Source organism: Streptomyces sp. V3I7 (genome assembly GCF_030817495.1).
Lineage (GTDB): Bacteria > Actinomycetota > Actinomycetes > Streptomycetales > Streptomycetaceae > Streptomyces.
Map to the genome: position 1 here is coordinate 471,988 of NZ_JAUSZK010000001.1, position 25,823 is coordinate 497,810.

The 25,823-nt window shown below is 72.4% G+C and carries 24 protein-coding genes and 2 pseudogenes; 12 read left to right on the forward strand and 14 right to left on the reverse strand.

Annotated features, from left to right (window positions below; genetic code table 11):
* Positions 1-43: 43 nt before the first annotated feature.
* Both QFZ74_RS02210 and QFZ74_RS02215 read right to left on the reverse strand, forming a co-directional pair.
* A complete protein-coding gene (locus QFZ74_RS02210; protein ID WP_307619078.1) occupies positions 44-904 on the reverse strand; it encodes a class II fructose-bisphosphate aldolase in 861 nt (286 codons plus the stop codon).
* 72 nt (positions 905-976) lie between these two features.
* Positions 977-1,855: an SIS domain-containing protein gene (locus tag QFZ74_RS02215; RefSeq protein ID WP_307619079.1), complete on the reverse strand. Its 879-nt coding sequence runs from the start codon at positions 1,853-1,855 to the stop codon at positions 977-979.
* 151 nt (positions 1,856-2,006) lie between these two features.
* On the opposite strand from QFZ74_RS02215, the gene QFZ74_RS02220 reads away from it, so the two are divergent.
* The 8 genes from QFZ74_RS02220 (at position 2,007) to QFZ74_RS02255 (ending at position 9,984) form a co-directional block, all read left to right on the forward strand.
* A complete protein-coding gene (locus QFZ74_RS02220; RefSeq protein ID WP_307619080.1) occupies positions 2,007-2,786 on the forward strand; it encodes a DeoR/GlpR family DNA-binding transcription regulator in 780 nt (259 codons plus the stop codon).
* A 215-nt stretch (positions 2,787-3,001) separates the two neighbouring features.
* A complete protein-coding gene (gene ltnD / locus QFZ74_RS02225) occupies positions 3,002-3,919 on the forward strand; it encodes an L-threonate dehydrogenase (protein ID WP_307619081.1) in 918 nt (305 codons plus the stop codon).
* Position 3,920: 1 nt separating this feature from the next.
* Positions 3,921-5,213: a 3-oxo-tetronate kinase gene (otnK, locus tag QFZ74_RS02230; protein ID WP_307619082.1), complete on the forward strand. Its 1,293-nt coding sequence runs from the start codon at positions 3,921-3,923 to the stop codon at positions 5,211-5,213.
* Entirely contained in the window at positions 5,210-5,887 is a 678-nt protein-coding gene (locus tag QFZ74_RS02235) for an aldolase (protein WP_307619083.1), read from the forward strand. Before otnK ends, QFZ74_RS02235 begins: the two co-directional genes overlap by 4 nt.
* 112 nt (positions 5,888-5,999) lie before the next feature.
* Positions 6,000-7,304, forward strand: coding sequence for an MFS transporter (locus QFZ74_RS02240; RefSeq protein ID WP_307619084.1), 1,305 nt, complete (start codon positions 6,000-6,002; stop codon positions 7,302-7,304).
* Between the two features lie 70 nt (positions 7,305-7,374).
* The gene (gene otnI / locus QFZ74_RS02245) at positions 7,375-8,178 is read left to right on the forward strand and encodes a 2-oxo-tetronate isomerase (RefSeq protein WP_307619085.1); all 804 of its coding nucleotides are present in this window, start codon (positions 7,375-7,377) and stop codon (positions 8,176-8,178) included.
* Positions 8,175-9,221, forward strand: coding sequence for a D-erythronate dehydrogenase (gene denD, locus QFZ74_RS02250; protein WP_307619086.1), 1,047 nt, complete (start codon positions 8,175-8,177; stop codon positions 9,219-9,221). The genes otnI and denD overlap by 4 nt, the downstream gene beginning before the upstream one ends.
* A 10-nt stretch (positions 9,222-9,231) precedes the next feature.
* Positions 9,232-9,984, forward strand: coding sequence for a FadR/GntR family transcriptional regulator (locus tag QFZ74_RS02255; RefSeq protein WP_307619087.1), 753 nt, complete (start codon positions 9,232-9,234; stop codon positions 9,982-9,984).
* Between the two features lie 74 nt (positions 9,985-10,058).
* Here QFZ74_RS02255 and QFZ74_RS02260 read toward each other — a convergent pair whose 3' ends face one another.
* The 5 genes and pseudogenes from QFZ74_RS02260 to QFZ74_RS02280 form a co-directional block, all read right to left on the reverse strand.
* On the reverse strand, positions 10,059-11,501 hold the full coding sequence (locus tag QFZ74_RS02260) for a thiamine pyrophosphate-binding protein (protein ID WP_307619088.1): 1,443 nt from the start codon (positions 11,499-11,501) through the stop codon (positions 10,059-10,061).
* Between the two features lie 85 nt (positions 11,502-11,586).
* A pseudogene (locus QFZ74_RS02265) lies at positions 11,587-11,700 on the reverse strand (thiamine pyrophosphate-binding protein); the annotation flags it as partial.
* Complete coding sequence (locus QFZ74_RS02270; protein WP_307619089.1) at positions 11,697-12,482, reverse strand: cyclase family protein; 786 nt, start codon at positions 12,480-12,482, stop codon at positions 11,697-11,699. The gene QFZ74_RS02270 and the pseudogene QFZ74_RS02265, both read right to left, overlap by 4 nt.
* A 113-nt stretch (positions 12,483-12,595) precedes the next feature.
* Complete coding sequence (locus QFZ74_RS02275) at positions 12,596-12,751, reverse strand: hypothetical protein (protein ID WP_307619090.1); 156 nt, start codon at positions 12,749-12,751, stop codon at positions 12,596-12,598.
* A 193-nt stretch (positions 12,752-12,944) separates the two neighbouring features.
* A complete protein-coding gene (locus QFZ74_RS02280; RefSeq protein ID WP_307619091.1) occupies positions 12,945-15,230 on the reverse strand; it encodes a LuxR C-terminal-related transcriptional regulator in 2,286 nt (761 codons plus the stop codon).
* 195 nt (positions 15,231-15,425) lie between these two features.
* Here QFZ74_RS02280 and QFZ74_RS02285 point away from each other — a divergent pair, with 195 nt between their 5' ends.
* Entirely contained in the window at positions 15,426-15,710 is a 285-nt protein-coding gene (locus QFZ74_RS02285) for a DUF6332 family protein (RefSeq protein WP_307619092.1), read from the forward strand.
* Here QFZ74_RS02285 and QFZ74_RS02290 read toward each other — a convergent pair.
* The 3 genes from QFZ74_RS02290 to QFZ74_RS02300 form a co-directional block, all read right to left on the reverse strand.
* Positions 15,671-16,336, reverse strand: a complete 666-nt coding sequence (locus tag QFZ74_RS02290) for a response regulator transcription factor (RefSeq protein WP_307619093.1) — start codon at positions 16,334-16,336, stop codon at positions 15,671-15,673. The two genes, QFZ74_RS02285 and QFZ74_RS02290, sit on opposite strands and share 40 nt — an antisense overlap.
* A 26-nt stretch (positions 16,337-16,362) precedes the next feature.
* On the reverse strand, positions 16,363-17,595 hold the full coding sequence (locus tag QFZ74_RS02295; protein ID WP_307619094.1) for a sensor histidine kinase: 1,233 nt from the start codon (positions 17,593-17,595) through the stop codon (positions 16,363-16,365).
* Between the two features lie 86 nt (positions 17,596-17,681).
* Positions 17,682-18,368 (reverse strand): TetR/AcrR family transcriptional regulator, encoded by a 687-nt coding sequence (locus tag QFZ74_RS02300; RefSeq protein ID WP_307619095.1) that lies wholly within the window; start codon positions 18,366-18,368, stop codon positions 17,682-17,684.
* A gap of 127 nt (positions 18,369-18,495) precedes the next feature.
* On the opposite strand from QFZ74_RS02300, the gene QFZ74_RS02305 reads away from it, so the two are divergent.
* Positions 18,496-18,951 carry a nitroreductase family deazaflavin-dependent oxidoreductase gene (locus QFZ74_RS02305; RefSeq protein ID WP_307619096.1) on the forward strand — a complete coding sequence of 152 codons (456 nt, stop codon included), beginning with the start codon at positions 18,496-18,498 and terminating at the stop codon, positions 18,949-18,951.
* On the opposite strand, the gene QFZ74_RS02310 is transcribed toward QFZ74_RS02305, so the two are convergent.
* Positions 18,941-20,218 (reverse strand): geranylgeranyl reductase family protein, encoded by a 1,278-nt coding sequence (locus QFZ74_RS02310; protein WP_307619097.1) that lies wholly within the window; start codon positions 20,216-20,218, stop codon positions 18,941-18,943. The genes QFZ74_RS02305 and QFZ74_RS02310 overlap by 11 nt on opposite strands.
* Before the next feature lie 162 nt (positions 20,219-20,380).
* Here QFZ74_RS02310 and QFZ74_RS02315 point away from each other — a divergent pair, with 162 nt between their 5' ends.
* Both QFZ74_RS02315 and QFZ74_RS02320 read left to right on the forward strand, forming a co-directional pair.
* Positions 20,381-21,736 (forward strand): dipeptidase, encoded by a 1,356-nt coding sequence (locus QFZ74_RS02315; protein ID WP_307619098.1) that lies wholly within the window; start codon positions 20,381-20,383, stop codon positions 21,734-21,736.
* 61 nt (positions 21,737-21,797) lie between these two features.
* Positions 21,798-22,507, forward strand: a pseudogene (locus QFZ74_RS02320) (MBL fold metallo-hydrolase).
* A 191-nt stretch (positions 22,508-22,698) separates the two neighbouring features.
* Here the strand turns inward: QFZ74_RS02320 and QFZ74_RS02325 are convergent.
* The 3 genes from QFZ74_RS02325 to QFZ74_RS02335 form a co-directional block, all read right to left on the reverse strand.
* On the reverse strand, positions 22,699-23,739 hold the full coding sequence (locus QFZ74_RS02325; protein ID WP_307619100.1) for an NUDIX hydrolase: 1,041 nt from the start codon (positions 23,737-23,739) through the stop codon (positions 22,699-22,701).
* 138 nt (positions 23,740-23,877) lie between these two features.
* Entirely contained in the window at positions 23,878-24,069 is a 192-nt protein-coding gene (locus QFZ74_RS02330; protein WP_307619101.1) for a hypothetical protein, read from the reverse strand.
* An 87-nt stretch (positions 24,070-24,156) separates the two neighbouring features.
* Complete coding sequence (locus tag QFZ74_RS02335) at positions 24,157-25,668, reverse strand: SulP family inorganic anion transporter (protein WP_307619102.1); 1,512 nt, start codon at positions 25,666-25,668, stop codon at positions 24,157-24,159.
* Positions 25,669-25,823 lie beyond the last annotated feature (155 nt).

Genomic DNA, 25,823 nt, shown 5'->3' on the forward strand with positions numbered 1-25,823 from the left:
GGACGCGGGTTCTCGACATCGCCGTCCGATTTTTTTTGGGCCGTCAGCGTCGGGCGCCTTCGACGACCCCGATGAGCCGCTTCACCTCCCGTGCCATCGCCTCCCGTCCCGCGCGCAGGTACGGGCGCGCGTCCACGGCCTCGGGGTGGGCGGCGAGGTGGTCGCGGACGGCTCCGGTGAGCGCCAGGTTGAGGGCGGTGCCGATGTTGACCTTGGCGATGCCGCCCGTGACCGCCGCGGCGAGGCCGGTGTCCGGTACGCCGGAGGAGCCGTGCAGGACGAGGGGGACGGGGAGTGCGGCCGCGAGGCGTTTGAGGAGGTCGTGGTCGAGGGCGGCGGTGCGGGTGGTCATGGCGTGGGAGCTGCCGATGGCGACGGCGAGGGCGTCGACACCGGTCTCGGCGACGAAGGCGCGGGCCTGGTCCGGGGCGGTACGGGCGCCGGGCGCGTGGGCGTCCAGCGGGGGCTTGCCGTCCTTGCCGCCGATCTCGCCCAACTCGGCCTCGATCCATAGACCTTGGGTGTGCGCCCAGTCGGCGGCGGCGCGGGTCGCGGCGAGGTTGTCGGCGTAGGGAAGGCGGGCCGCGTCATACATCACGGAGCTGAAGCCCGCGTCGGGCGCCTGGCGCAGCAGGTCGTCGCCCTGGACGTGGTCGAGATGCAACGCCACCGGCACGGAGGCTCGTTCGGCGGCTGCCGTGGCCGCGCGGGCCAGCGGGAGGAGCCGTCCCTGACGGAACTTGACCGCGTTCTCGCTGACTTGGAGGACGACGGGCGTACCGGCGGCCTCGGCGCCGGTGACGACGGCCTCGATGTGCTCCAGGGTGATGATGTTGAACGCGGCGACGGCCGAGTGGGCTTGGGCGGCGCGGGTGATCAGCTCGCCGGTGCGTGCGAGGGGCACGGCGTTTCCTTCCTGGGGCGGGAACGGGGCTGAGCCTGGGATGCCTGAAACGCGTCGGTCAGGCAGTGCGACTCACGTGAGGATCACCGAGCGCGTGAGATGGCGCGGCCGGTCCGGGTCGAGTCCCCGGCGTTCGGCCACGGCCACCGCGAGCCGCTGGGCGCGGACGAGTTCGGCGAGCGGGTCGAGCGAGCCCTCGATCCACAATCCTCCCGTGGCCCGTACCTGTTGGGCGAGACCGTCCGGCGCCTCACCGAACATCCAGGCCGCCGTGGAGCGGGTGGTGATGCTGATGGGGCCGTGCCGGTACTCCATCGCCGGGTACGCCTCGGTCCAGGACAGAGACGCCTCGCGCATCTTCAGCGCCGCCTCGTTCGCGAGTCCGACGGTCCAGCCGCGCCCCAGAAAGGTGAACTGCGTGCAGTCGACGAGTCCTTCGGGCAGGGGCGTCGACAGTGCGGTCCGCGCGTCGGCGACGGCCGCGTCCGTGTGCAGGCCCACATGGGCGCGGAGCAGGGTGAGCGCGCTGGTGGCGAACCGGGTCTGGACCACGGAGCGTTCGTCCGCGAAGTCCAGCACCACCACGTCGTCGGCCGCCGCCATCACGGGGGTGTCAGGATCGGCGGTGACGGCCGTCGTACGCGTCCGCCCCTTCAACTGGCCCAGCAGGTCCAGTACTTCGGTGGTGGTGCCGGAGCGGGTGAGGGCGAGGACGCGGTCGTACGAACGTCCGCGCGGGAACTCCGACGCGGCGAAGGCGTCGGTCTCCCCCTGTCCCGCGTCCTCGCGTAGCCCGGCGATCGCCTGCGCCATGAAGTACGACGTCCCGCACCCGACGATCGCGACCCGCTCCCCCGGCGCCGGGAGCGCCCCGCCGTGGCGCCCGGCGGTGGCCGCCGCCCGCGTCCAGCACTCCGGCTGGCTGTTCAGCTCGTCCTCGACATGCGTCATGCCGCATCCTCTCGCGCTGAAATTTTCTGCACGGTATAGCGAGCTTTCGCGCACAATCAAGCATCCGAACGCGGACAACGCGCAGTAGCGGTGCACTAGCCTCACGAGACGAAACCTCATGGGACGACCGAGGACCGAACGGAGACCGCCCATGTCGCGCGACGCCCGCTGGCAGACGCTGCTGGAACTGCTCGCGGAGCACGGCCGCCTGGAGGTGGAGGAGGCGGCGACCCGGCTGGAGGTCTCGGCGGCGACGATCCGCCGGGACCTCGACCAGCTCGCCGAGCAGCAGATGCTGGTGCGCACCCGGGGCGGCGCGGTGGCGCACGGGGTGTCGTACGAACTGCCGCTGCGCTACAAGACGGCCCGCCGCGCCTCCGAGAAGCAGCGCATCGCCAAGGCGGTCGCGGACCTCGTCGGGCCGGGCGAGGTGGTGGGGCTGACCGGCGGCACGACCACCACGGAGGTCGCCCGCGCCCTGGCCGTGCGGGGCGATCTCGCCTCCGGCTCACCGGCGTTGACCGTCGTCACCAACGCGCTGAACATCGCGGGCGAGCTGGCCGTACGGCCTCAGTTCAAGATCGTGGTGACGGGCGGGGTCGCGCGCCCGCAGTCGTACGAGCTCGTCGGGCCGCTGGCGGACGGCGCGCTCGGCCGGATCACGCTCGACGTGGCGGTGCTCGGGGTGGTCGCCTTCGACGTCACGCACGGCGCGGCGGCGCAGGACGAGACGGAGGCGGCCATCAACCGGCTGCTGTGCGAGCGCGCGGAACGCGTGATCGTCGCCGCCGACTCCAGCAAGCTGGGCCGGCGGGCCTTCGCCCGGATCTGCGCAGCCGATCTCGTGGACACCCTCGTCACGGACACGGCGGTGGCGCCGGAGCTCGTGCGCGAATTCGAGGAGGCGGGGATCCGGGTTCGCACCGCCTGACAGGCGCCAACGCGCCTGCGCCGACGGCCAGTTCGGATCTCGGACTCGTACGGCCGAAACCTTCGGGCCGCCCTCCACTTCGCCATGTGACGGACGTCACTGTGGGCTAATTCCATGTCCTCAGGTCATCATATGACCCGACCGCCAACCGACGGGTCTCGACGAAGAGCCGTGTCACACCCCGCGGACGGCACAGCGAGACAAGGATGTTGCGCATGATCGACCAGGAGAGGTCCGCCCTGCCGCGGGTGGGGGTGGTGGGACTCGGAGCCATGGGTCTCGGCATGGCCCGCAGCCTGCGCACGGCGGGCTACGACGTCTCGGTCCACGACCTGCGGACCGAGGTGGCCGAGGACTTCGCCCGGGACGGCGGGACGGCCTACGCCTTGGCCGGGGACCTGGCGGCGGCGGTCGACGTCCTCGTCGGTGTGGTCGTGAACGCCGCTCAGGTCGAGTCGGTGCTGTTCGGTGAGACCGGCGCCGCCCAACGGCTGCGCCCCGGCTCCGTCTTCGTGATGTGCTCCACGGTCGACCCGGCCTGGTCCGCCGAACTCGAAGGCCGACTGGCCGAGTTGGGCGTCCTGTACCTGGACGCCCCGATCTCCGGCGGTGCCGCGCGCGCCCGGACCGGCGAACTGACCATGATGACCTCCGGCTCCGCAGCCGCGTACGCGCTCGCCGGCCCGGTGCTGGAGGCCATGAGCAGCACGGTCTACCGGCTGGGCGAGAGCGCCGGGCTCGGCTCCAGGGTCAAGGTCGTCAACCAGCTGCTCGCGGGCGTGCACATCGCCGCGGCGGCCGAGGCGATGGCGCTCGGCATCAAGGCGGGCGTGCCCGCCGAGGCGCTCTACGAGGTCATCACGCACAGCGCGGGCAACTCGTGGATGTTCGAGAACCGCATGGCGCACGTGCTCGCCGGTGACTACAGCCCGCTGTCCGCGGTCGACATCTTCGTCAAGGACCTGGGGATCGTGCTCGACTCCGCCCGCCCGGAGCGCTTCCCGCTGCCGCTCGCGGCCACCGCGCACCAGATGTTCCTCCAGGCGTCCGCGTCCGGTCTGGGCGCCGAGGACGACAGCGCGGTGATCAAGATTTTCCCGGGGATCGACCTGCCGAAGCCGGTGGAGGACTGACATGACCATCCGACTCGGCTGTATCGCCGACGACTTCACCGGCGCCACGGACCTGGCGAACAACCTGGTGCGCGCGGGCATGCGCGTGGTCCAGCTGATCGACGTACCGTCGGCCGACGACCGTCAGGCGGTCCGGCAGGCCGAGGACGCGGACGCCGTCGTCATCGCGCTCAAGTCGCGCACCGTCCCGGCCGCCGACGCCGTCGACGCGTCGCTGCGGGCTCTGTCGTGGCTGCGCGAGATGGGCGCGGAGCAGATCTACTTCAAGTACTGCTCGACCTTCGACTCGACGCCCGCGGGCAACATCGGCCCGGTCACCGAGGCTCTGATGGACGCGCTGGGCGCCGACTTCACGATCGCGACCCCCGCGTTCCCCGACAACGGGCGCACGGTCTTCAAGGGGCATCTCTTCGTCGGTGACGTGCTGCTCGCCGACAGCGGCATGCGCCACCACCCGCTGACGCCGATGACCGACTCCAACCTGGTCTCCGTGCTCGGCGCGCAGACCACGCGGCCGGTCGGGCTCATCGACCACAAGGCGGTCGCCGCCGGTGCCGACGCGATCCGGGCGCGGATCGCGGAGCTGCGCGCCCAGGGTGTGGGCATCGCCGTCGTCGACGCCGTCTCCAACGAGGACCTCGTGCGGATGGGCGAGGCGGTCCGTGACCTGGCGGTGGTGACCGCGGGCTCGGGACTGGCGCTCGGCCTGCCCACGAACTGGGACATCAAGCCCTCCCCCGCCGCCGCCCGACTCCCGTCCCCCGCAGGACTGCAGGCCGTCGTGTCGGGATCGGTGTCCGTCGCCACGAACGGGCAGGTGCGGGAGTTCCTGCGCACCGGGCGGCCCGCGTTCAGCGTGGACCCGCTGCGCATCGCCGCCGGTGAGAACGTGGCGGCCGAGGCGCTCGCCTTCGCCGAGGCGCACCTGGCCGACGGCCCGGTCCTGATCTACTCCACCGAGTCGCCCGACGCCGTACGGACCGTGCAGGGCCGGCTCGGCGCCGCCGAGGCCGGTGAGCTGGTCGAGCAGACCCTCGCCCGCGTCGCCCAGGGTCTTGTGGCGTGCGGCGTGCGGCAGTTGGTCGTCGCCGGCGGTGAGACCTCGGGCGCGGTCGTGCAGGCGCTGGGCATCACCGGGCTGCGGATCGGACCGCAGATCGACCCGGGCGTGCCGTGGTGCGCGGCGGCGCTGCCCGACGGGGAGGCCCTCCACATCACGCTGAAGTCCGGCAACTTCGGCGGCCCCGACTTCTTCTCCGCCTCCCTCGACCTGCTGAACGAGGAGGCTTCGTGACCGGCCATCAGCACGCCGAGTCGATCGCCGAGGCACGCCGCGAGATCGTCCGCGTGGGCACGAGCCTGTTCGCCCGCGGGTACGTCCATGCCAGCGCCGGCAACATCAGCGCCCGGGTCGGCGACAGCCACCTGATCACGCCGACCGACGCCGCCCTGGGCTTCCTCGACGCCGGCCGCCTCGCGCTGGTCGATGCCGAGGGCACGCAGGTCGCGGGCGACCGGGCCAGCAAGACCCTGACGCTGCACCGGCGGATCTACGACGCCGATCCCACGGCCCGGTTCGTCCTGCACACCCACTCCACGCACCTGGTCGGGCTCACCCTGTCCGGAGTGTGGAGCCAGGACGACGTGCTGCCGCCGATCACGCCGTACTACGTGATGAAGGTCGGACACGTCCCGCTCATCCCCTACCACCGGCCCGGCGACCCGCGCGTGGCCGACCTGGTGACCGACCGCATCGCCGAACGCGCCTCGGCCGGCACACCGATCAGGGCCGTCCTGCTGGACCGGCTGGGACCCGTGGTCTGGGGTCCCGACGCGTCCGCGGCCCTCGCCGTCCTCGAGGAACTCGAGGAGACGGCACGCCTGTGGCTCCTGACCGACCGTCGTCCCGAGCCGCTCCCCTCCCCCGCCCTCGCCGAACTGCGTGACGTCTTCGGCGCGGCGTGGTGACCCCGCTCCACCCCGCTGGTCCGCTCCACCCCGCTGGTCCGCTCCACCCCGCACGGGAGCTTGTTCCGTCCTGTCAGTGAATCCGTCCCCGAGCCGCTCGAAGGATTCCCTCATGTCCATGCCTGTGGTCGCCGCCGAAGTCGACCTCGATCGTGAGAACGCCGTCTTCCGCAAGGTCGTCCGGCGCGTCGTCCCCTTCCTGATCCTCTGTTACGTCGTCTCCTACCTGGACCGCGTCAACGTCGGTTTCGCCAAGCTCCAGATGTCCGACGACCTCGGATTCAGCGAGGCCGCGTACGGTCTCGGCGCCGGTCTGTTCTTCATCGGCTACTTCCTCTTCGAAGTGCCCTCGAACCTGATACTCCAGCGCGTGGGCGCCCGCACCTGGATCGCCCGCATCATGATCAGCTGGGGTCTGGTGTCGGCGGCGTTCGTGTTCGTCACCAACGAGGCGACGTTCTACGCGCTCCGGTTCCTCCTCGGCGCCGCCGAGGCCGGGTTCTACCCCGGCGTGATCCTGTACTGCACCTACTGGTTCCCCACGTACCGCCGTGCCCGGGTCATCGCGATGTTCATGTCGGCCATCCCCGTGGCGGGCATCTTCGGCAACCCGCTCTCCGGCTGGATCCTGGACACCTTCCACAAGGTGGGCGGCTGGCAGGGCTGGCAGTGGATGTTCGTGCTGGAGGCCGTCCCCGCGCTCATCGTCGGCGTGATCACGCTGTTCTACCTGGACAACGGCGTGCGCGACGCCAAGTGGCTCTCCGACGAGGAGAAGACGGTCGTCGAGGAGGCGCTCGTCCGGGACACCCAGCACCACACGGTGCACGGGAAGGTCTGGGACGCGTTCCGTGAGCCCAAGGTGTGGCTGATGTGCTGCATCTACTTCTGCTTCGTCATGGGGCAGTACGCGCTGACGTTCTGGATGCCCACCTTCGTGGAGTCCACCGGCATCAAGGGCAACTTCGCGATCGGTGTCCTCAGCGCCGTGCCGTTCCTCGCCGCGCTCGTCGCCATGAACCTGTTCGGCCGCTCCGCGGACAAGCGCCGCGAGCGCCGCTGGCACCTGGTGATCCCGAGCCTCATGGGCGCCGTCGGCTTCTCGCTGGCCGCCTCCTGGTCGGGCTCGACCGCGCTGTCCCTGATCGCGCTGTCCTTCGCAGCGGCCGGCGTGCTGACCTGCGCGCCGCTGTTCTGGTCGCTGCCCACCGCGTTCCTCGGCGGCACCGCCGCCGCGGCCGGCCTCGCGGTCATCAACTCCGTGGGCAACCTGGCCGGCTTCGTCAGCCCGTACATGATCGGCGCGTTGAAGGACAGCACCGGTTCGTCGTCGATCCCGATGTACGTCCTGGCGCTCAGCCTGGTCGTCGGCGCCGCCGCCGTACTCACCACCAAGAAGGACGTCGTCAACCGCTGACCGGCGTCCGCAGCGGGACCGGATGTGCGGATCCGGTCCCGCTGCACCCACTCAGTTCACTGGAGTCACCATGCCGAGGTTCGCAGCGAACCTGTCCATGATGTACACGGAGCACCCTTTCCTCGACCGCTTCGCCGCGGCCTCGGCGGACGGCTTCGAAGCCGTCGAGTACCTCTTCCCCTACGACCACGACGCCGCCGAGCTGCGCCGTCGCCTCGACGACCACGGCCTGCGGCAGGTGCTCTTCAACGCGCCGCCCGGGGACTGGGATGCCGGTGAGCGGGGCATCGCCTCGCTGCCCGGCCGCGAGAGCGAACTGCGCTCCGGCATCGAGAAGGCGCTGGAGTACGCCGCGGCCCTGGACTGCCCGCGCGTCCACGTGATGGCCGGGCTGGTCGAGCCGGACGCGACGCCCGAGCAGCGGGCCCGGCACCGCGAGACCTACGCGGCCAACCTCGCCTGGGCCGCCGAGCGGGCCGCCGCCGCGGGCGTCGACCTGCTCATCGAGCCCATCAACCACCGTGACATGCCGGGCTACTTCCTGAACCGGCAGGCCGAGGCCCACGCGCTGGTCCAGGAGATCGGGGCCGCGAACCTCAAGGTCCAACTCGACCTCTACCACTGCCAGATCACCGAGGGAGACCTCACCACGACCCTGCGTCGCGACGTACCGAGCGGCCGGGTCGGCCATCTGCAGATCGCGGGCGTGCCGGACCGCCACGAGCCCGACCGGGGTGAACTCGACATCCGCCATCTGTTCGGCGTGATCGACGAGTTGGGCTTCGACGGCTGGATCGGCTGCGAGTACCGCCCCATCGCCGGCACGAGCGAAGGTCTCGGCTGGCTGACCGACTACCGAGGAGTACAGGCATGAGGATCGTCATCACGGGTGGCTTCGGCTTCCTGGGCCGGCAGGTCGCCGGGCGGCTGCTTCAGACGCGGACGTTCCGTGGTGCGCCCATCGACCGGCTGGTGCTCGCCGACCGGTTCGTGCCGGACGGGTCGCCGATGGCGAGCGACCCGCTGGTCGAGATCGTCCAGGGCGACCTGGTCGAGCGGCTCGACGAGCTGTTCGCGCAGCCGGTGGACCTGGTGATCCACCTCGCCTCCGCGGTCTCCGCCGAGTGCGAGACCGACTTCGACCTCGGCATGGGCGCCAACCTGGACACGACCCGCGCCCTGCTCGACGCGGCCCGCGCCCAGTCCGCCGCCGGCGGCCCGGTGGCGCGTGTGGTCTTCTCCAGCAGCGTCGCCGTCTACGGCTCCGACCCCGCGCTGCCGCTGCCGCCCGTGGTCAGCGAGTCGACGCTCCCCACGCCCCGCTCCAGCTACGGCGTGCAGAAGTTCGTGTGCGAGCAGCTCGTCGCCGACTACACCCGCCGCGGCTTCCTCGACGGACGCGTGGCGCGGCTGATGACCGTGTCGGTCCGTCCGGGCAAGCCGAACGCGGCCGCCTCCGGCTTCCTGTCCGGCATCGTCCGCGAGCCGCTGGCGGGTCTGCCCGCCGTCTGCCCGGTCGACCCCGCGCTGCGGGTGGCCCTGGCCTCCCCGCGCCGTACGGTCGAGGGCATCCTGCGCGTGGCCGAGCTCGACCGCGGCACCGGCCCCGGCTTCCTCGAAGGCCGGCTGCCCGTGAACCTCCCGGCCCTCACGGTGTCGGTCGCCGAGATGCTTCAGACGCTGCGCCGGGTGGCCGGTGACGCCGTCGCCGACCTGGTGACGGTCGAGCCCGATCCCGCCGTGGAGGCCATCGTCGGCTCCTGGCCCGCCGTCTTCGACAACGCGCGCGCCGCCGCGCTCGGTCTGGAGGCCGACCCGGACTTCGAGTCGGTCGTCCGGGACTACATCGCCGACCACCCCGACGCGGTCGCCGCCGCTGCCCCGCTCGCCTCGGGGCAGCCGAGCGCGGCCCGATAGACTGAAGACCATGTTTTCCAAGGTGAGCGGTCCCGTACGGCTCACGGACCGGGTGGCCGCGATCCTCGCGGAGGAGATCGAGTCCGGACGGCTGGCCGAGGGCGACAAGCTCCCGACCGAGGTGGAGCTGGTCAAGCAGCTCGGCGTCAGCCGCACCGTCATCCGCGAGGCCGTCTCCCGGCTGCGCAACGCGGGACTCGTGGAACCCCGCCAGGGCCGGGGCGTGTTCGTGCTGCCGCGGCGCGCACGGCCGCTCGATCTGGAGGCCGAGTCCGCCGGCACCAAGTCCAAGGTGCTCCAGATCGTGGAGACCCGCTCGGCCCTGGAGGGCGAGGCGGCCGCCCTCGCGGCCGTCCGCGCCACTCCGGCCGCCCTCCTGCGCATGCGCCAGGCGCTGGACGCGATCGACGCCGCGGTCGCGTCCGGCGGCGACGGGGTGGAGGAGGACCTCGCCTTCCACCGCTCCATCGCCGAGTCGACCGGGAACGCCGTGCTGGTGTCGACGGTGCGCTACCTCGGCGAGGTCGCGCGCAGCGGCATCCGGGTCACCCGCGCCAACGAGGCGCGGCGCGACGACTTCATCGAGGCGGTCCGGCAGGAGCACCATGCCATCCTGGCCGCCGTCGAGTCCGGCGACCCCGAGGCGGCCGAGGCCGCGGCCCGCGACCACATGAAGCACGCCGCCGCCCGGCTCCAGGACGCGGACGACCGGTTCTGGACGGAGACCGAGGACGTCGACGTGAGTCTCGGTTCGACCCCCTAGACGGATCAACGGCTTTGAACCAACGGCCTGTTGGACACCGATCGGTGCTCAACAGGCCGTTCGCGCATCACGGGTCAGTGCCCGCGGAAGGCTTCCTCCAGCCACCAGGCCCCTCGGTCGGCGACCACCTTGGCGTCGATGAGCAGTGGCGCTGACCGCGGACCGGCGACCCAGTCGGCCACGGCCTTGAGGTCGGCGGGCGTGCGCACGGTCACCGTCTCGAAGCCGTAGCCGCGCCCGACCGCCGCGATGTCCGTCGGCGGGAACTCCACCGTCTGAAGCGGATGTCCGTCCGGGCCGAAGTGGTGCACCTCGGCGCCATAGGCGTCGTCGTTGTAGACCACGACCACCATCGGCAGCCCGAGCCGCCGCACCGTGTCGAGCTCCGCGGCGCCCATCAGCGCGCCGCCGTCGCCGAGCGCGGCCACCGGCAGCCGGTCCGGCCGGGCGACCGCCGCTCCGATCGCCGTGGCCAGGCCCAGGCCGATCGACTGGTACGCCTGCGTGAAGCACAAGCCGTTCTCGTCCGGCACCGACAGGTACATGCTCGGGTAGCCCATGAAGTTGCCCGAGTCGACGCCGACCACGCGCTCCGCGGGCAGGAGGTCGTCGAGCGCGATGCTCAGCGTGCGCGGGTCGATCCGCTCGCGGGTGCTCGTGTCCTCGTACGGCACCTCGCGCCACGGGACACGGGCGGCGACGGCCTCGGCGAGGCCGGCGCTCCGGTAGCCCTCGCGTGTCGCGCCGCCCCGCTCCAGCACGCGCCGCGCCGTGAGCTCCACGTCGCCCGTGACGCCCAGCGCCACCTCCCGGTGCGCGCCGAGCGCCGACTCCTCGTCGTCGACCTGCACCACGGTGGTGTTCTCGCCGATGAGCCGGCCGTGCCGCATCGTCCACATGTTCAGCGCGCAGCCCCAACCGACGATCATGTCCGCGCCCTGGATCAGCTCGGCCGCCAGGGGCGACGCGAACCCGCCGGAAACGTCCAGCGACCACGGGTTGCCGTGGAACAGGCCGCGCGCCACGGCCGACGTCGCGAGCAGCGCGCCGTAGCGCTCGGCGAGCGCGACGAGGGCGTCACGGGCTCCGGGCGTACGGGAGCCGCGTCCGGCGACGAAGACCGGCCGCCGGGCCTGCTCCAGCACCCGCGTCAGCACGTCCACGTCCGCGGCGGCCGGCTCGATGGCTGCCCGGGGCGAGGGCGGTGCGGCCTGCTCCAGCGCGCCCTCGGGCACGTCCATGGCCTGCACCGACAGGGGCAGGTTGAGCAGCACCGTGCGCCGTTCGTGCACGGCTCGTCGTACGGCGTCGCAGACCTGGTCCACCGCGTCCTCGGCCGACGTGATCCGCACCGGGACGGCGCCCACCGCGTGGGCCAGCGCCTCCTGGTCGACGTGGAAGTTGGACAGCGGCTCGGTCGCCTCGGGCGCCAGCACCAGGAGCGGGGTACGGCTCTTGGCCGCCTCCGTGATGCCGGTGAGGGCGTTGGTCAGACCGGGCCCCTGGTGGACGCTCACCGCGGCGACCGTGCCGCTCGTGCGGCGCGTACGCGTCGGCCATCGTCGCCGCGCCGCCCTCGTGGCGTGCGGCGACGAACCGCGAGCCCGCCGCGACCATCGCGTTGGTCAGATGGAAGTTGCCCGAGCCGACCACGCCGAAGACCTGGTCGACCCCGGCCGCGGCCAGCGCGCGTCCGACGGCCTCCGCGACCTTCATGAACGCTCGACCAGGGCGAGCACGCGCGCGGGGGCGCCGGAGCCGCCGACGATGGGCAGCGGGCCCGCGATGACGACGCTGCCGGTCGGCGGGAGCTGGGCGAGGTTCCGCAGCTGGGTCAGTCCGTACTTGTCGCTGCCCATCAGGTAGGAGTGGCAGGGGAAGGCCGGTTCGAAGGTGAAGGCCTGTCCGGCGTCGGTGCCCACCGTCTCGACGCCGAGTCCCCTCACCGGCGACTCCTGGGACACCCAGCGGGCGCACTCCGGGGACAGACCCGGGGCGTGTGAGCCGGTGTCGTCGGCGTTCAGGAACTCCTCCTGCCCGTGCGAGCGGGCGTCCCAGCCGGTGCGCAGCAGCAGCCAGCCACCGTCGGGCAGCGGGCCGTTCTCGGCCTCCCAGGCCTTGATGTGCTCGACCTCGACGAGGAAGTCGGGGTCCTCGGCGGCCTCGGCGCTGAAGTCCAGCACGACCGCGGGCGCGACGAGGCGGCCGGCGGGCACGGAGGCCACGTCGGCGAGGTCCCTGCCGGTCACCCAGTGGTTGGGGGCGTCGAAGTGGGTTCCGGTGTGCTCGCCGCTGCGGAAGTTGTTCCAGTACCAGGCCGGGCCCCGGTCGTCGTACCGGCTGATCTCCTCCAGCTCGAACACGGCGGTCTGGCCGAACTCGGGCGGCAGCTGGATCACCGGGGTCGAGGACGACAGCGGGCAGGTGAGGTCGACGATCTCGATCGTCCCGTCGCGCAGCGCGGACACCAGCGAGGCGAGGACGGACGGCTCGGGCATGGGGCCTCCTGAGACGGTGCGGAGCTGACAGCATGGCAGCCTCAGGTGACACTTGGTCAGAGGTATGCGGAGCAGGACCACGTAGGCATACGCACGCCCGGTGCGGAGGCGGCTCAGGGGCGGCGGACGGCCTCCAGGTACACCTGGCACAGCTCGTCGCCGACTCCGCATCTGTGGGGCTGGCACTCCAGGCACTTCTCCACGTGCTCCACGTACTCCTTGTACGTGGTCTCCGCGTCCGGCGAAGTGGAGTCCAGGATCTCGGACATGTCGAGTCTCCCCGTGGTGCGCGCGGTTGAGCAGGACGTGCCGCCGACGGCCCGGACCGGAACGGGACGCGGGCATCGGGCGGGACGTCCACCAGCCTGACGGGTCGGGCCGGGATCGTACGGCCGTCCCGGCGAAGGTCGGTATGCGGAAACCCCGGATTCCGCATACGTACGGGGCAACCCCGGCACGCGGCTACGCGTCGAGGGCGGCCGCGATCTGGGTGCGCGAGGTCAGGCCGAGCTTGGCGAGGATGCGCTCGACGTGGGTGTCCGCGGTGCGCTTGGAGATCACCAGCCGTTCGGCGACCTCCCGGTTGGACAGGCCCTGGGCCACCAGGCCGGCCACCTCCCGCTCCCGCGCGGTCAGTTCGCACGGCGTCGGCGAGCCGACGCGTGCCGCGCTCTCGCGCGGGCGCGGTACCGGCGTCTCCGCGTCGGCCCGTACGGCCTGGAGGATCTCGTCGCCGGACATCCGGGCGCCGACGGCGTGCCAGCGGTCGAACGCGGTGTCGCCCAGGGCGTCCCGCACCTCCTGCTGGACCCGGTCCCGCTCCTGGAGCAGCGAGGGCAGCATCGCCACGGGATCGCCGCCGAGCCGCCGCGCGCTCTCGGCGTAGCCCAGCAGCCAGGCGGCCCGCACGTTGCGTCCCTGGTGGGCGGCGTGCCAGCCGAGGCCCAGACAGCCGAGGGCCGCGATCAGGACGTCCCCGATCTCGGCGATCACCTCGAGCGACCGGTTCAGCGGCTCGGCGCTCTCCTCCTGGCGTCCGGCCAGCCACAGGATCAGGCCCTGGACCGCGAGCGTCGAGCCGTACAGCTGGCGTTCACCGGTGCCGCGCAGATCGGCGAGGCCCGCCTCGCACAGCTCCAGGGCCCGGTCGGTCCGGCCGAAGATGGCCAGCAGCAGCGCGGCCTCATAGTGGACGATGCCCTTGCCGAGCGGGTCGTCGGCGTCGACGATCCGCCGGCGTCCCTCCTCGACGGCGGCGAGGCCCTCCTCGACCTCGCCGAGCAGCGCGCGGAACGTGGCGATGTAGGGGTCGGTGAACAGCACGACCCGCTTCTCGCCGCAGCGCAGGGCGACCTCGCGGGCCAGCGCGAACTGCCGGGGCGCGCGCCCCAGATCGCCCGTCCACACCGCGAACACCCCGGTCATCAGCAGGGCCCAGGCGCGCTCGGGCCCGTCGTCGCCCACGAGGGCGAGGCCCTTGTCGAGCCAGTAGCGGCCCTCCGACAGGGTTCCGGCCGCCCGCCAGTACGGCGCCAGCCGCGCCGCCAGCCACAGTCCGCGCGCCGCCCGGTCCTCGCTCGCGTAGGCGAAGCGCAGGGCGTGGCGCAGATCGGCGACGGCCGAGCCGACCGCCCGGTGCAGGGCGACCTGGTGGCAGGAGATCAGCTCGTCCCACATGCGCGCGGCGAGGCCCTCGTAGTAGGCGAAGTGCCGCTCGCGGACCTCCGTCGCGTCGGCCGCGGTGTCGAGCTGCTCGGCGGCGTAGGCCCGGATGGTGTCGAGGAGTTGGTACTGCGTGCCCTTCTCGCCGGTGCGCTGCACCACGGACTTGTCGACCAGGGAGAAGAGCGTCGTGACGACCTGCTCGCCGGTGAGCGGTCCCCCCGCGCAGATTCGTTTCGCCGCCGCTGGCTCGAAGGGGCCGGCGAACACCGACAGGCGCTGCCACAGCAGCCGTTCCTCCGGGGTGCACAGGTCGTACGACCAGCCGATCGCCGCGCGGAGTGTGCGATGCCGGTCGAGGCTGCCGCGCCGGGTGCCGGTGAGGACGTCGAAGCGGTCGTCGAGCCGGGCCAGGAGGTTTTCCAGGGGCGCCACCCGCAGCCGTACGGCGGCGAGTTCGAGCGCGAGGGGCACGCCCTCCAGCCGTTCGACCAGTTCCTGGACCCGGCAGCGGTCCGCCTCGGTCGCCTCCCAGCCGGGGGCGGCCAGGGCGGCCCGCTGGAGGAACAGGTCCAGTGCGTCGTGCCGGTCGAGCGGGGCGATCGGTACGAGGCACTCGCCGGCCACGTCCAGCGGCTGCCGGCTCGTCGCCAGCACGCTGACCTCCGCCGCGCCGCGCAGCAGGGCGTCGCACACCCCCGCGCACGCTTCCAGCAGGTGCTCGCAGGTGTCGAGCACGATCAGCATGCGGCGTCCCTGGACGTGGGCCACGACGGCGTCGAGCATGTCCATCCCGGCCTGCTCCGGCACCTCAAGGGCGGACGCCAGGAATCCGGGGACGAGTTCGGGATCGGACAGCCCGGACAGCTCGGCCAGCCACGCCCCGTCCGGGTACCGCTCCTGAAGCGTGCGCGCCGCGCGCAGCGCCGTACGGCTCTTGCCGACTCCGCCCGGCCCCACGAGCGTCACCGACCGCCCCTGCTCCAGAGCCCGCCGGATCCGGGCGATCTCCTCAGCCCGCCCGACGAAACTGCTCTGTTCGGCGGGCAGTCGCCCACCTCGCTGCTGACCGAAGCCGAAGCCCATCCCGCTCCCCGCGCCCCACGCGGCCCGCCTCGGCGGCCCGCTCACCGAGTACCCATCACAGCGTAGCCATCTCAGCGCACAGCGTGACGCACACGGCGAAAGTCATGCGCCCCGGCCTCGTGTCAGCGGCTCAGCGCAGCTCGTTCCGCCGCGAGTTGATTGCCCTGGCGGACGGGCGCCGGTGAGACTTGGCGCATGCGGGGTCACGGGGGACGGCGCGCCAAGGCCGAACAGGACGCGATGACGGTCGAGATCGGGTACGCGCTGTGCAGCGCGGCGTTCGCGGCGGCCGTCGTCTTCGGGGCGGTCGCGGGACCGGCGCTGCTCTTCGATCTGCCGCCGGTGGTGTCGATGCTGCTGCTCGGCGCGGGCGAGGCGCTCGCCGCCGCCCTCTTCGCCGTCCGTGCCGTCAGTGTGCTGGTGCGCTTCCGCCGGGCCGCTCAGCCCAGCCACCCCGGCCGGACGAGTCCGGACTCGTAGGCCAGGACGACGAGTTGGGCGCGGTCGCGGGCGCCGAGTTTCACCATCGTGCGGCTCACATGGGTCTTGGCGGTGAGCGGGCTGACGACCAGGCGGCGGGCGATCTCCTCGTTGGACAGGCCGATGCCGACCAGGGCCATCACCTCCCGTTCCCGCTCGGTGAGCCGGGCGAGGGCGTCGGCGGCGGCCGGTTCCTTGGAGCGGGCGGCGAACTCGGCGATGAGGCGGCGGGTCACCCCGGGGGACAGCAGGGCGTCGCCGTCGACCACCGCCCGTACGGCGCGCAGGAGTTCGTCGGGTTCGGTGTCCTTGACGAGGAAGCCGGAGGCGCCCGAACGGATCGCCTCGAAGACGTACTCGTCGAGTTCGAAGGTGGTGAGCATGACCACCCTGACGTCCTTCAGCTCCTCCTCGCCGGTGATCCTTCGGGTGGCGGCGAGTCCGTCGAGGAGCGGCATGCGGATGTCCATCAGGACGACGTCGGGGCGCAGTTCGCGCACCTTGGCCCAGGCCTCCTCGCCGTCGGCGGCCTCACCCGCCACCTCGATGTCGGGCTGCGCGTCGAGCAGCGCCCGGAAGCCGGCCCGTACCAATGACTGGTCGTCGGCGAGCAGTACACGGATCACCGGTCCTCCTGGAACCTTCGAGAGCTTCACTGTGCCTTCAGGGGCAGGACGGCCAGCACGCGGAAGCCGCCGTCGGGGCGCGGGCCCGCCTCGATCGCGCCGCCGAGGGCGGCGGCGCGTTCCCGCATCCCGGCCAGCCCGTTGCCGCTGCCGCCCGCGTCGACGCCGGTCGCGGGGCCGTCGTCGTCGATGCGCAGCCGCAGCGTGTCGGCGCCGTACCCGAGGTGCACGCGCGCGTGGCGCGAGCCGGAGTGCCGTACGACGTTGGTGAGGGCCTCCTGGACGATACGGAAGGCGGCGAGGTCCGCGCCGGGCGGCAGCCGCGGCGGCTCTCCTTCGCTCGCGACCTCGACGGTGAGGCCCGCGCCCGCCGCCTGCTCCACGAGTTCGGGCAGCCGGTCGAGGCCGGGCGCGGGGGCGCGCGGGGCGGCGCCGGGGGCGCGCAGGGTGTCGAGCACCTGGCGCACCTCGCCGAGCGCCTCCTTGCTGGCGGCCTTGATGGTGATGAGCGCCGTGCGCGCCTGCTCGGGGTCCTTGTCGAGCAGTGCGAGGCCCACGCCCGCCTGCACGTTGATGACGGAGATGCTGTGCGCGAGGACGTCGTGCAGTTCGCGGGCGATCCGCAGCCGCTCCTCGTCCGCACGCCGGCGGGCCGCCTGAGCGCGGTCGGCGCGCTCGCGGGCCCACTGCTCACGCCGGATCCGGGCCAGCTCGGACACCGCGACGACGGCCACGACCCAGGTGGCGATCACGATCTCCTGGTTGAGGGTCGCGCCCCCGTCCCCCGGCGGCGGCAGCCAGCGGTAGAGCCAGAGCGAGAGCAGGAGGTGGCCGACCCAGAGCATGCCGACGGCTCCCCAGGCGGCCCACCTGCGCCCCGCGACGACGGCGCCGAAGCAGCCGACGGCGACGGTCAGGAAGACCGGCCCGTACGGGTATCCGGCGGCCAGGTAGGCCAGCGCGGCCGTGGCGGTGCCGAACGCGACGAACGCCGGGTACCGCTGCCGCCACAGCAGCAGCACGCAGGTCACGATCAGGAGCGCGTACGCGTAGCCGTCCAGCGGCTCGCGGTGGAGCTGCCCGCGCGCGGAGAAGCGGGAGCCGACCAGCACGAAGGCGGTGAACAGCACGGTGGAGCGCCACGGCCAGCGGTGACCGGGCCGCTCGTCGTCGTCCGGCCGGTTCCACCACGGGGGCCCGTACCGCCACCACTGCGCGGGACCGCCCCCGCGCACGCGCTGCTCTTCCATGACGGCCACGCTAGACGCCGAAAGCGCGGGTCGGCGTCAGCCGGACGAGGTGAGCGCACGTACTCCCGCGGAAGTACGGGTGGTCACGTCGCCCGCTACCGCAGCCCCACCCCGTGCGCGAGTCCGGCCGCGGCGTGCCGGAAGAACGTCTCCCGGTCCTCCACCACCCGGTTGAACTGGCCGAACAGCTCGAATCCGACCAGTCCGAAGAGCTGCGCCCAGGCCGCGATGAGCGCGCTCACGGCCTCGGGCGGCAGGTCGGGGGCTAGGTCGGCGGCCATGCGCTCGGCCTCGGGGCGCAGCTCGGCGGGGACGGTGAGGGGGGCGAGGCCGGTTCCCTGGCGGGCGTCGCGGACGAGGCCGATGAAGACGTGACCGACGCGGGAGGCGGGCGGGACGGTCGTCTCGGGGGCGGAGTAGCCGGGCACCGGTGAGCCGTAGATCAGCGCGTACTCGTGGGGATGGGCGAGCGCCCAGCCGCGTACCGCCTCGCACACGGCCGTCCAGCGCTGGACGGGCGCGGCGTCGGCGGCTTCGTCGCGGGCTCGCTCGGCGGCCTCGCCGAGGGAGTCGTACGCGTCGATGATGAGGGCGGTCAACAGCTCGTCGCGGCTGGGGAAGTAGCGGTAGAGCGCGGAGGAGACCATGCCGAGCTCGCGGGCGACGGCCCGCAGGGAGAGCTTGGCGGCACCGTCCTCGGCGAGCTGTCTGCGCGCCTCGTCCTTGATGGCCGCGGTCACTTCTCTCCTGGCTCGCGCGCGGGCGCCCTGTGTGGTGCTCATACCGAGGAGTGTGCCACGGGACAGAGCAGTGCACACAAAAGAGAGCACTGCTCTTGCTCTGGGTCGCTCATCTCCCCCACACTGTTCTCGAGCGAGAGCACCGCTCTCCCGAATCGTGGGGGTCACCATGGCGTCGTCCCGGCCGTACTACCTCAAGGGCAGCCCGACAACCGTCCGCCTCAACAGCGTCATCGGCTGGCTGGCCCGGCACGGGCTGAGTCTGGCCGGCTCGGCGGAGTTGTCGGTGCGCGGCCGCAAGAGCGGCGAGATGCAGCGCATCCCGGTCAACCCGCATACGCACGAGGGCGCGCAGTACCTGGTGTCGGCCCGGGGTCACTCCCAGTGGGTGCGCAACATGCGCGCCGCCGGCGGCGGTGAGCTGCGCGTCGGGCGGAAGGTGCGCACGTTCACCGCGGTGGAGCTTCCCGACGCGGAGAAGCTCCCGGTCATCCGGACCTACCTGGAACGGTGGGGCTGGGAGGTCGACTCGTACTTCCAGGGGGTCACCGCCGGGTCGACCGACGAGGAGATCGTGGCGGCCGCCCCCGACCACCCGGTCTTCCGGATCACCGTCACGAAGTGACGGCGTCCTCCGCGTCCTTGGCGTCCGGCGTGGCCTTCTCGTCCTCCACGACCTCGGCGGCCCGCCGGTCCAGCAGGGCGAGGACACGGTCGGCCATCGGGTTGCTCCGCACCAGCTCCGCGAGGGACGCCACGCCCTGGGTGATGTCCTTGAAGGCGTTCCAGGAGGGCCGGAAACCGGTCAGGGCCGCGTGGAACAGGCCGGGCCGGCGTTCGAACATCTTGAGCATCCGCCGTCCGACGCTCATCTCGGTGCCGAGCCCCGCCTTGATGGCGAACGCGTAGTTCAGGGCCTGGCGCCGGGCGTCCACGGCGTCGTGCGCCTCGGCGACACGGACCGCCCACTCGCCCGCGAGCCGCCCGGACCGCAGCGCGAAGGAGATGCCCTCGCGGGTCCACGGCTCCAGCAGTCCGGCCGCGTCGCCGCAGACGAGGACCCGGCCGCGCGACAGCGGGGAGTCCTCGGCCCGGCAGCGGGTCAAGTGGCCGGAAGAGACGCTCGGTTCGAAGCCGGCGAGGCCGAGCCGGGCGATGAAGTCCTCCAAGTAGCGCTTGGTGGCGGCGCCTTCGCCGCGCGCCGAGATCACGCCGACGGTGAGGGTGTCCCCCTTGGGGAAGACCCAGCCGTAACTCCCGGGAATGGGGCCCCAGTCGATGAGCACCCGGCCCGCCCAGTCCTCGGCGACGGTCTCCGGCACCGGGATCTCCGCCTCCAGGCCGAGGTCGACCTGGTCCAGCTTCACCCCGACGTGCGCTCCTATGCGGCTCGCGCTGCCGTCGGCGCCCACCACGGCGCGGGCCAGGATGGTCTCGCCGCCCTGGAGGACGACGGCGACCGTGCGCCGGTCCGGCACCACCGAGCCGTGCTGCTCGACCCGCGAGACCGTCACGCCCGTACGGACCTCGGCGCCCGCCTTCTGCGCGTGCTCGACCAGCCGCTGGTCGAACTCGGGCCGGTTGATCAGCCCGAACAGCATCTGGCGCGATCGGCGGGTCCGGGTGAAGCGCCCGTTGAGGGAGAAGGTGACCGCGTGCACCCGGTCACGGAAGGGCAGTTCGAAGCCGGGGGGCAGCGCGTCCCGCGAGGGACCGATGATGCCGCCGCCGCAGGTTTTGTAGCGGGGCAGCTCGGCTTTCTCCAGCAGCAGCACACGTCGTCCCGTGACCGCCGCCGCGTAGGCGGCCGAGGCCCCCGCGGGTCCCGCGCCCACCACGACGACGTCCCACACCCGCTGCTCGCCGTCCGCCGAAGAATTCTCGCCGCTCACGATGGTCCGCTGCTCCCGTCAAGCCGTCCGCCGGATCTGTCCCCCGCATCCTACGGCGGACATCGGCGCAGGCCACTGTGGGAGGATCGGTGCACCCAGACGTACAAGTTCGTGAACAACGTCCGCGTCTTTCATCACGTCGCACCCACAAGGAGCGTGTCCATGTCGTCGAATCCGGTCGCCGAGACCATAGCCTCGCTGATGCCCAGGGCGAAGGCGGAGCTCACCGAGCTGGTGGCCTTCAAGTCGGTGGCGGACTTCGACCAGTTCCCGCGGAGCGAGAGCGAGGGTGCCGCGGGCTGGGTGGCCGACGCGCTGCGCGCCGAGGGCTTCCAGGACGTGGCCCTGCTCGACACCCCCGACGGCACGCAGTCGGTGTACGGCTACCTGCCCGGTCCCGCAGGCGCCAAGACCGTCCTGCTGTACGCCCACTACGACGTGCAGCCCCCGCTGGACGAGGCCGCCTGGACCACCCCGCCCTTCGAACTGACCGAGCGCGACGGCCGCTGGTACGGCCGCGGTGCCGCCGACTGCAAGGGCGGCGTGATCATGCACCTGCTCGCGCTGCGCGCGCTGAAGGCGAACGGCGGCGTCCCGGTCAACGTCAAGGTGATCGCCGAGGGCTCCGAGGAGATGGGCACCGGCGGCCTGGAGCGCTACGCCGAGCAGCACCCCGAGCTGCTGACGGCCGACACCATCGTCATCGGCGACGCGGGCAACTTCCGCGTCGGCCTGCCGACCGTGACCACCACCCTGCGCGGCATGACCCTGGTCCGCGTCCAGGTGGACACCCTCGCGGGCAACCTCCACTCCGGCCAGTTCGGCGGCGCCGCCCCGGACGCCCTGGCCGCGCTCGTCCGCGTCCTGGACTCGCTGCGCGCCGAGGACGGCTCGACCACCGTCGACGGCCTCGCCGCGACGGAGCGCTGGGACGGCCTGGAGTACGACGAGGAGCAGTTCCGCAGCGACGCCAAGGTGCTGGACGGCGTCGAGCTGATCGGCGACGGCTCGGTGGCCGACCGCATCTGGTCGCGCCCCGCCGTCACGGTCATCGGCATCGACTGCCCGCCGGTCGTCGGCGCCACCCCGTCCGTGCAGGCGAGCGCCCGCGCCCTGATCAGCCTGCGGGTGCCTCCGGGCGTGGACGCGGCCGAGGCGACCAAGCTGCTCCAGGCCCACATCGAGTCCCACACCCCGTGGGGCGCCCAGGTCCGCACCGAGCAGGTCGGCCAGGGCCAGGCCTTCCGCGCCGACACCACCAGTCCGGCGTACCAGGCGATGGCCGACGCGATGGCGGTCGCCTACCCGGGCGAGACGATGCAGTACGCCGGCCAGGGCGGCTCCATCCCGCTGTGCAACACCCTCGCCGGCCTCTACCCCGAGGCGGAGATCCTGCTCATCGGCCTGAGCGAGCCGGAGGCCCAGATCCACGCCGCCAACGAGAGCGTCTCCCCCGAGGAGCTGGAGCGCCTGTCGGTCGCGGAGGCCCTGTTCCTGCGCAACTACGCGGCGAGCTGAACCGCTCCGCCACCGGCGAAGGGCCCTCGCCTCCGGGCGGGGGCCCTCCTACGGTCGGCCCATGGACGTCATCGAACTCCTCCCCCAACTCCGCCTCCTTCGCTTCCCGGTGGGCCAGGCCTACCTGTGGGACGACGACGCCGAGGCGACGCTGATCGACGCGGGCCCGATCGGCTCCGGCCGGGCGATCGCCGAAGCCGTGACGGCCCTCGGCCACGCCCTCTCGGACGTACGCCGGATCGTGCTCACCCACTTCCACGAGGACCACGTGGGCGGCGCGGCCGAGTTGGCCGAACCGAGCGGCGCCGAGGTCCTGGCGCATGCCTTGGACGCACCAGTCGTCCGGGGCGAAGTCCCCTCTCCTCCCTCGGTGTTCGAGGACTGGGAGCGGCCGCTCCATGCCGAGGCCGTACGGCTCCTGCCTCCCGGCGAGCCCCTGCGCCCGCGCCAGGTGACCGACCTGTCCCACGGTGACACCCTCCCCTTCGGCGCAGGCGACGCCCGAGTCGTCCACGTCCCGGGCCACACCCAGGGCAGCATCGCCCTCCATCTCCCGGCGCACGGCGTGCTGTTCACGGGGACGCGGTGGCCGCGGCGCCGGGTACAGGGGCGGTGATCCCGGGCGTCTTCAACCTCGACCGGACGCAAACCCTCGCGTCCTTCCGCCGGTTGGCCGCCCTGGAGACCGACGTGGTGTGCTTCGGCCACGGCGACCCGGTGCTCGGCCGAGCTTCGGCGGTACTCCGGGAGGCGGCGAAGGCGTACGACTGACCCTGCGGCGGCACTCCGGGAAGCGGCGAAGGCGTACGACTGACCCTGCGGCGGCACTCCGGGAAGCGGCGAAGGCGTACGACTGACCCTGCGGCGGCACTCCGGGAAGCGGCGAACACATACAGCTGACCCCCCGACCGGGCTCCGGGAGGCCGCGAAGACGTACGGCTTCCCCGCCGCAACGCCGCCCATCAGCCGACCGGCACACCGGCCTCCAGGTACAGCGCGGCGCCCCGCTCGCGCGCACGCAGCGCCCAGCGCAGCCGCTCGTAGCGGACCGGCGGCAGCATCTCGGCGGCCTCCTGCTCGGTGACGAAGCGCCAGTCGCGCAGCTCGGGGCCGGGCAGTTGCAGCGCCCGGGCGGCCGCGGGGTCGAGACGGCCGCCGTCGAAGAGCAGACGCAGGCCGCCGAAGCCCGGGGGCACCGGCCGCTCCCAGTCGACGACGAGCAGTCGCGGCACCTCCTCCAGCCGTATCCCGGTCTCCTCGGCGACCTCGCGCATCCCGCCCCGGGCGGGCGCCTCGCCGGGCTCGACGACACCGCCGGGGAACTCCCACCCGGCCTTGTACGTGGGGTCGACGAGCAGCACCCGGTCCTGTTCGTCGAAGAGCAGCACCCCGGCGGCGAGCGTCTCGGCGGTGGGCTCCGGCGTCTGCACGATGTCGCAGACCGGCAGGGTCCCGCTGCGGACGGCCTCGGCGACCTGGACGGCGGTCTCGTACGGGGTGAGCGCGCTCGTGTCGACCAGGTGGGCGTCGGCGGCGAGCCAGGAGGCGAGGGCGGCGCGGTACGGCTCGATGTGGTCGTACGACCACTGCCGTACCCGCATCTCGCCGTCGGGTAGGTCGGGCGGGAGCTCCCGCCCGGCTATTCGCTCGCGCAGGATCGTTTCGGCCGGGGCGAGGAGGACATGCCGGACCGCGATCCGACGCGCGGCGAGCCCGCCGAAGATCTCGTCGCGGTACTCCTGGCGCAGCAGGGTCATCGGGACCACGAGGGTCCCACCGAGCTCGGCCAGCATCGCGGCGGCCGTGTCGATGACGAGCCGCCGCCAGATCGGCAGGTCCTGGAAGTCGCCGACCTCGGCGAGGTGTTTGGGCGGCAGCAACTGCGTGAGCGCCGCGCCGATGTCCTCGGGGTCGAAGAGCGTGCTGTTCGGGATCAGCTCGGTCAGTTCCCGCGCGGTGGTCGTCTTGCCGGCACCGAACGCACCGTTCACCCAGACGATCACGTTCTCCCCCTTATCCGTCGGCCCCCTGAGGCTTGCCCGCTCCACAGTGCCCCGGAAACCAGCCGCAGTTGAGGGACCACACACGGTGCCGGTGCCCCCGGCTGGACGGAGACACCGGCACGGGTGTGACGTGAGGGTCTACTCCTGACCCAGGGCGTCGTCGTCCACGGCGAAGCTGTCCTGGCTGAGGGTGTGGTCGACGGAGCCGATCGTCTCCTGGAGGTTCAGATCACCCACGACCTGGCTGTCCGCGCCGTGGGACGGGGTGATCGCGGCGACGACGAAGCCGGTGGCGAGGGAGGCGATGGCGAGCATGCTGCGCTTCTTCATGCCCCGTTCAACTACGGAACGGGGCCAGGGTCACGCGGATCGCGCCGGGTTCCGCCGCGCGATCCGGTGCGCGATCCGGCGCGGGCCTCAGTCGCCGGCCGTGAGCGCGCCGCTGAGCCGGTCGTGCAGCGCGGCGCTCCGCTGGTTCAGGCCGGTGATCTCCACGGTCTTGCCGCGCTGGGCGTACTTGCTCTCGACGGTGTCCAGGACAGCGACGGAGGACGCGTCCCAGACATGGGCGGCGGAGAGGTCGATCACGACCCGGTCGGGGTCGGTGGCGTACGCGAACCGGTCGACGAGGCCGTTGGCCGACGCGAAGAACAGCTGGCCTGCGACCCGGTAGACCACCGTGCTGCCGTCGGGGTCGGTGACGGCGGTGACCTCGGCGAGGTGGGCGACGCGCTTGGCGAACACGATGATCGCGGTGATCGAGCCGACGACCACTCCGACCGCGAGGTTGTGCGTCGCGACCACGCAGACGACCGTGACCACCATGACGGCGATCTCCCCGGCGGGCATCCGCTTGAGGGTGCTCGGTGCGATGGAGCTCCAGTCGAAGGTCGTGAACGCCACCATCACCATCACGGCGACCAGCGCGGCCATGGGAATGGCGGAGACGACCGGCCCCAGCACGAGGCAGAGCACCAGCAGGAACACACCGGCGAGGAACGTGGACAGGCGCGTCCGGGCGCCGGCCACCTTCACGTTGATCATCGTCTGGCCGATCATCGCGCAGCCGCCCATGCCGCCGAAGAAGCCGGTGACGATGTTGGCGATGCCCTGGCCGATGGACTCACGGGTCTTGTCGGAGGAAGTGTCGGTGATGTCGTCGACGAGCTTGGCGGTCAGCAGCGACTCCATCAGCCCGACCAGCGCCACGGCGAAGGCGTACGGCGCGATGGTGGTGAGGGTGTCCAGGGTGAACGGGACGTCGGGCAGACCCGGGACCGGCAGGGACGAGGGCAGTCCGCCCTTGTCGCCGACGGTCGGGACGGCGATGCCGGCCGCGACGGTGATCGCGGTGAGGGCGGCGATGGAGACCAGCGGGGCCGGGACGGCCTTCGTGATCTTCGGGAAGAACACCATGAGCGCCAGGCCGCCGACGATCAGCGGGTACACCGGCCAGGGCACGTTCCGCATCTCGGGCACCTGCGCCATGAAGATCAGCACCGCGAGCGCGTTGACGAAGCCGACCATGACCGAGCGCGGGACGAACCGCATCAGCTTCGCCACGCCCAGGGCGCCCAGGATCACCTGGAAGACACCGGCGAGGATGACCGCGGCGACGAGGTAGCCCAGGCCGTGCTCACGGTTGAGCGGCGCGATGACCAGGGCGGTGGCGCCCGCGGCCGCGGAGACCATGGCCCGGCGGCCGCCGACGACCGCGATCGTCACGGCGGTGGTGAAGGAGGTGAACAGGCCGACGGCGGGGTCCACCCCGGCGATGACCGAGAAGGAGATCACCTCGGGGATGAGAGCGAGCGCGACCACCAGCCCGGCCAGCACCTCGGTACGCCAGACCTTCGGATCGGACAGCGAGCCGGGCCCCCGGCCACGCAGGGCCGCGAGCGGAGACGCGAGGAGAGCGGAGAGGGACAACGAAGCGGAAACCTGTCGTTCGGGCACACCGTTCGGGTGCGCCGGGAAGTGCGTGGGAGGAAGCGGGTGCCGAGTCGAGCCGATGCGCACGGCCCCGTCGTCGCCGTGCGGCGGTACGGGGCCGGAAGCTTGTGGAGGAGAACGGGGCGACGGCG

Excerpts from the sequence above, each read along its gene's own strand:
- QFZ74_RS02215 (WP_307619079.1), bottom strand. The coding sequence starts at position 1,855 with ATGACGCATGTCGAGGACGAGCTGAACAGCCAGCCGGAGTGCTGGACG.
- QFZ74_RS02220 (WP_307619080.1), top strand. The coding sequence starts at position 2,007 with ATGTCGCGCGACGCCCGCTGGCAGACGCTGCTGGAACTGCTCGCGGAG.
- ltnD (WP_307619081.1), top strand. The coding sequence starts at position 3,002 with ATGATCGACCAGGAGAGGTCCGCCCTGCCGCGGGTGGGGGTGGTGGGA.
- otnK (WP_307619082.1), top strand. The coding sequence starts at position 3,921 with ATGACCATCCGACTCGGCTGTATCGCCGACGACTTCACCGGCGCCACG.
- QFZ74_RS02240 (WP_307619084.1), top strand. The coding sequence starts at position 6,000 with ATGTCCATGCCTGTGGTCGCCGCCGAAGTCGACCTCGATCGTGAGAAC.
- otnI (WP_307619085.1), top strand. The coding sequence starts at position 7,375 with ATGCCGAGGTTCGCAGCGAACCTGTCCATGATGTACACGGAGCACCCT.
- denD (WP_307619086.1), top strand. The coding sequence starts at position 8,175 with ATGAGGATCGTCATCACGGGTGGCTTCGGCTTCCTGGGCCGGCAGGTC.
- QFZ74_RS02255 (WP_307619087.1), top strand. The coding sequence starts at position 9,232 with ATGTTTTCCAAGGTGAGCGGTCCCGTACGGCTCACGGACCGGGTGGCC.
- QFZ74_RS02270 (WP_307619089.1), bottom strand. The coding sequence starts at position 12,482 with ATGCCCGAGCCGTCCGTCCTCGCCTCGCTGGTGTCCGCGCTGCGCGAC.
- QFZ74_RS02275 (WP_307619090.1), bottom strand. The coding sequence starts at position 12,751 with ATGTCCGAGATCCTGGACTCCACTTCGCCGGACGCGGAGACCACGTAC.
- QFZ74_RS02280 (WP_307619091.1), bottom strand. The coding sequence starts at position 15,230 with ATGGGCTTCGGCTTCGGTCAGCAGCGAGGTGGGCGACTGCCCGCCGAA.
- QFZ74_RS02285 (WP_307619092.1), top strand. The coding sequence starts at position 15,426 with ATGCGGGGTCACGGGGGACGGCGCGCCAAGGCCGAACAGGACGCGATG.
- QFZ74_RS02300 (WP_307619095.1), bottom strand. The coding sequence starts at position 18,368 with ATGAGCACCACACAGGGCGCCCGCGCGCGAGCCAGGAGAGAAGTGACC.
- QFZ74_RS02305 (WP_307619096.1), top strand. The coding sequence starts at position 18,496 with ATGGCGTCGTCCCGGCCGTACTACCTCAAGGGCAGCCCGACAACCGTC.
- QFZ74_RS02315 (WP_307619098.1), top strand. The coding sequence starts at position 20,381 with ATGTCGTCGAATCCGGTCGCCGAGACCATAGCCTCGCTGATGCCCAGG.
- QFZ74_RS02330 (WP_307619101.1), bottom strand. The coding sequence starts at position 24,069 with ATGAAGAAGCGCAGCATGCTCGCCATCGCCTCCCTCGCCACCGGCTTC.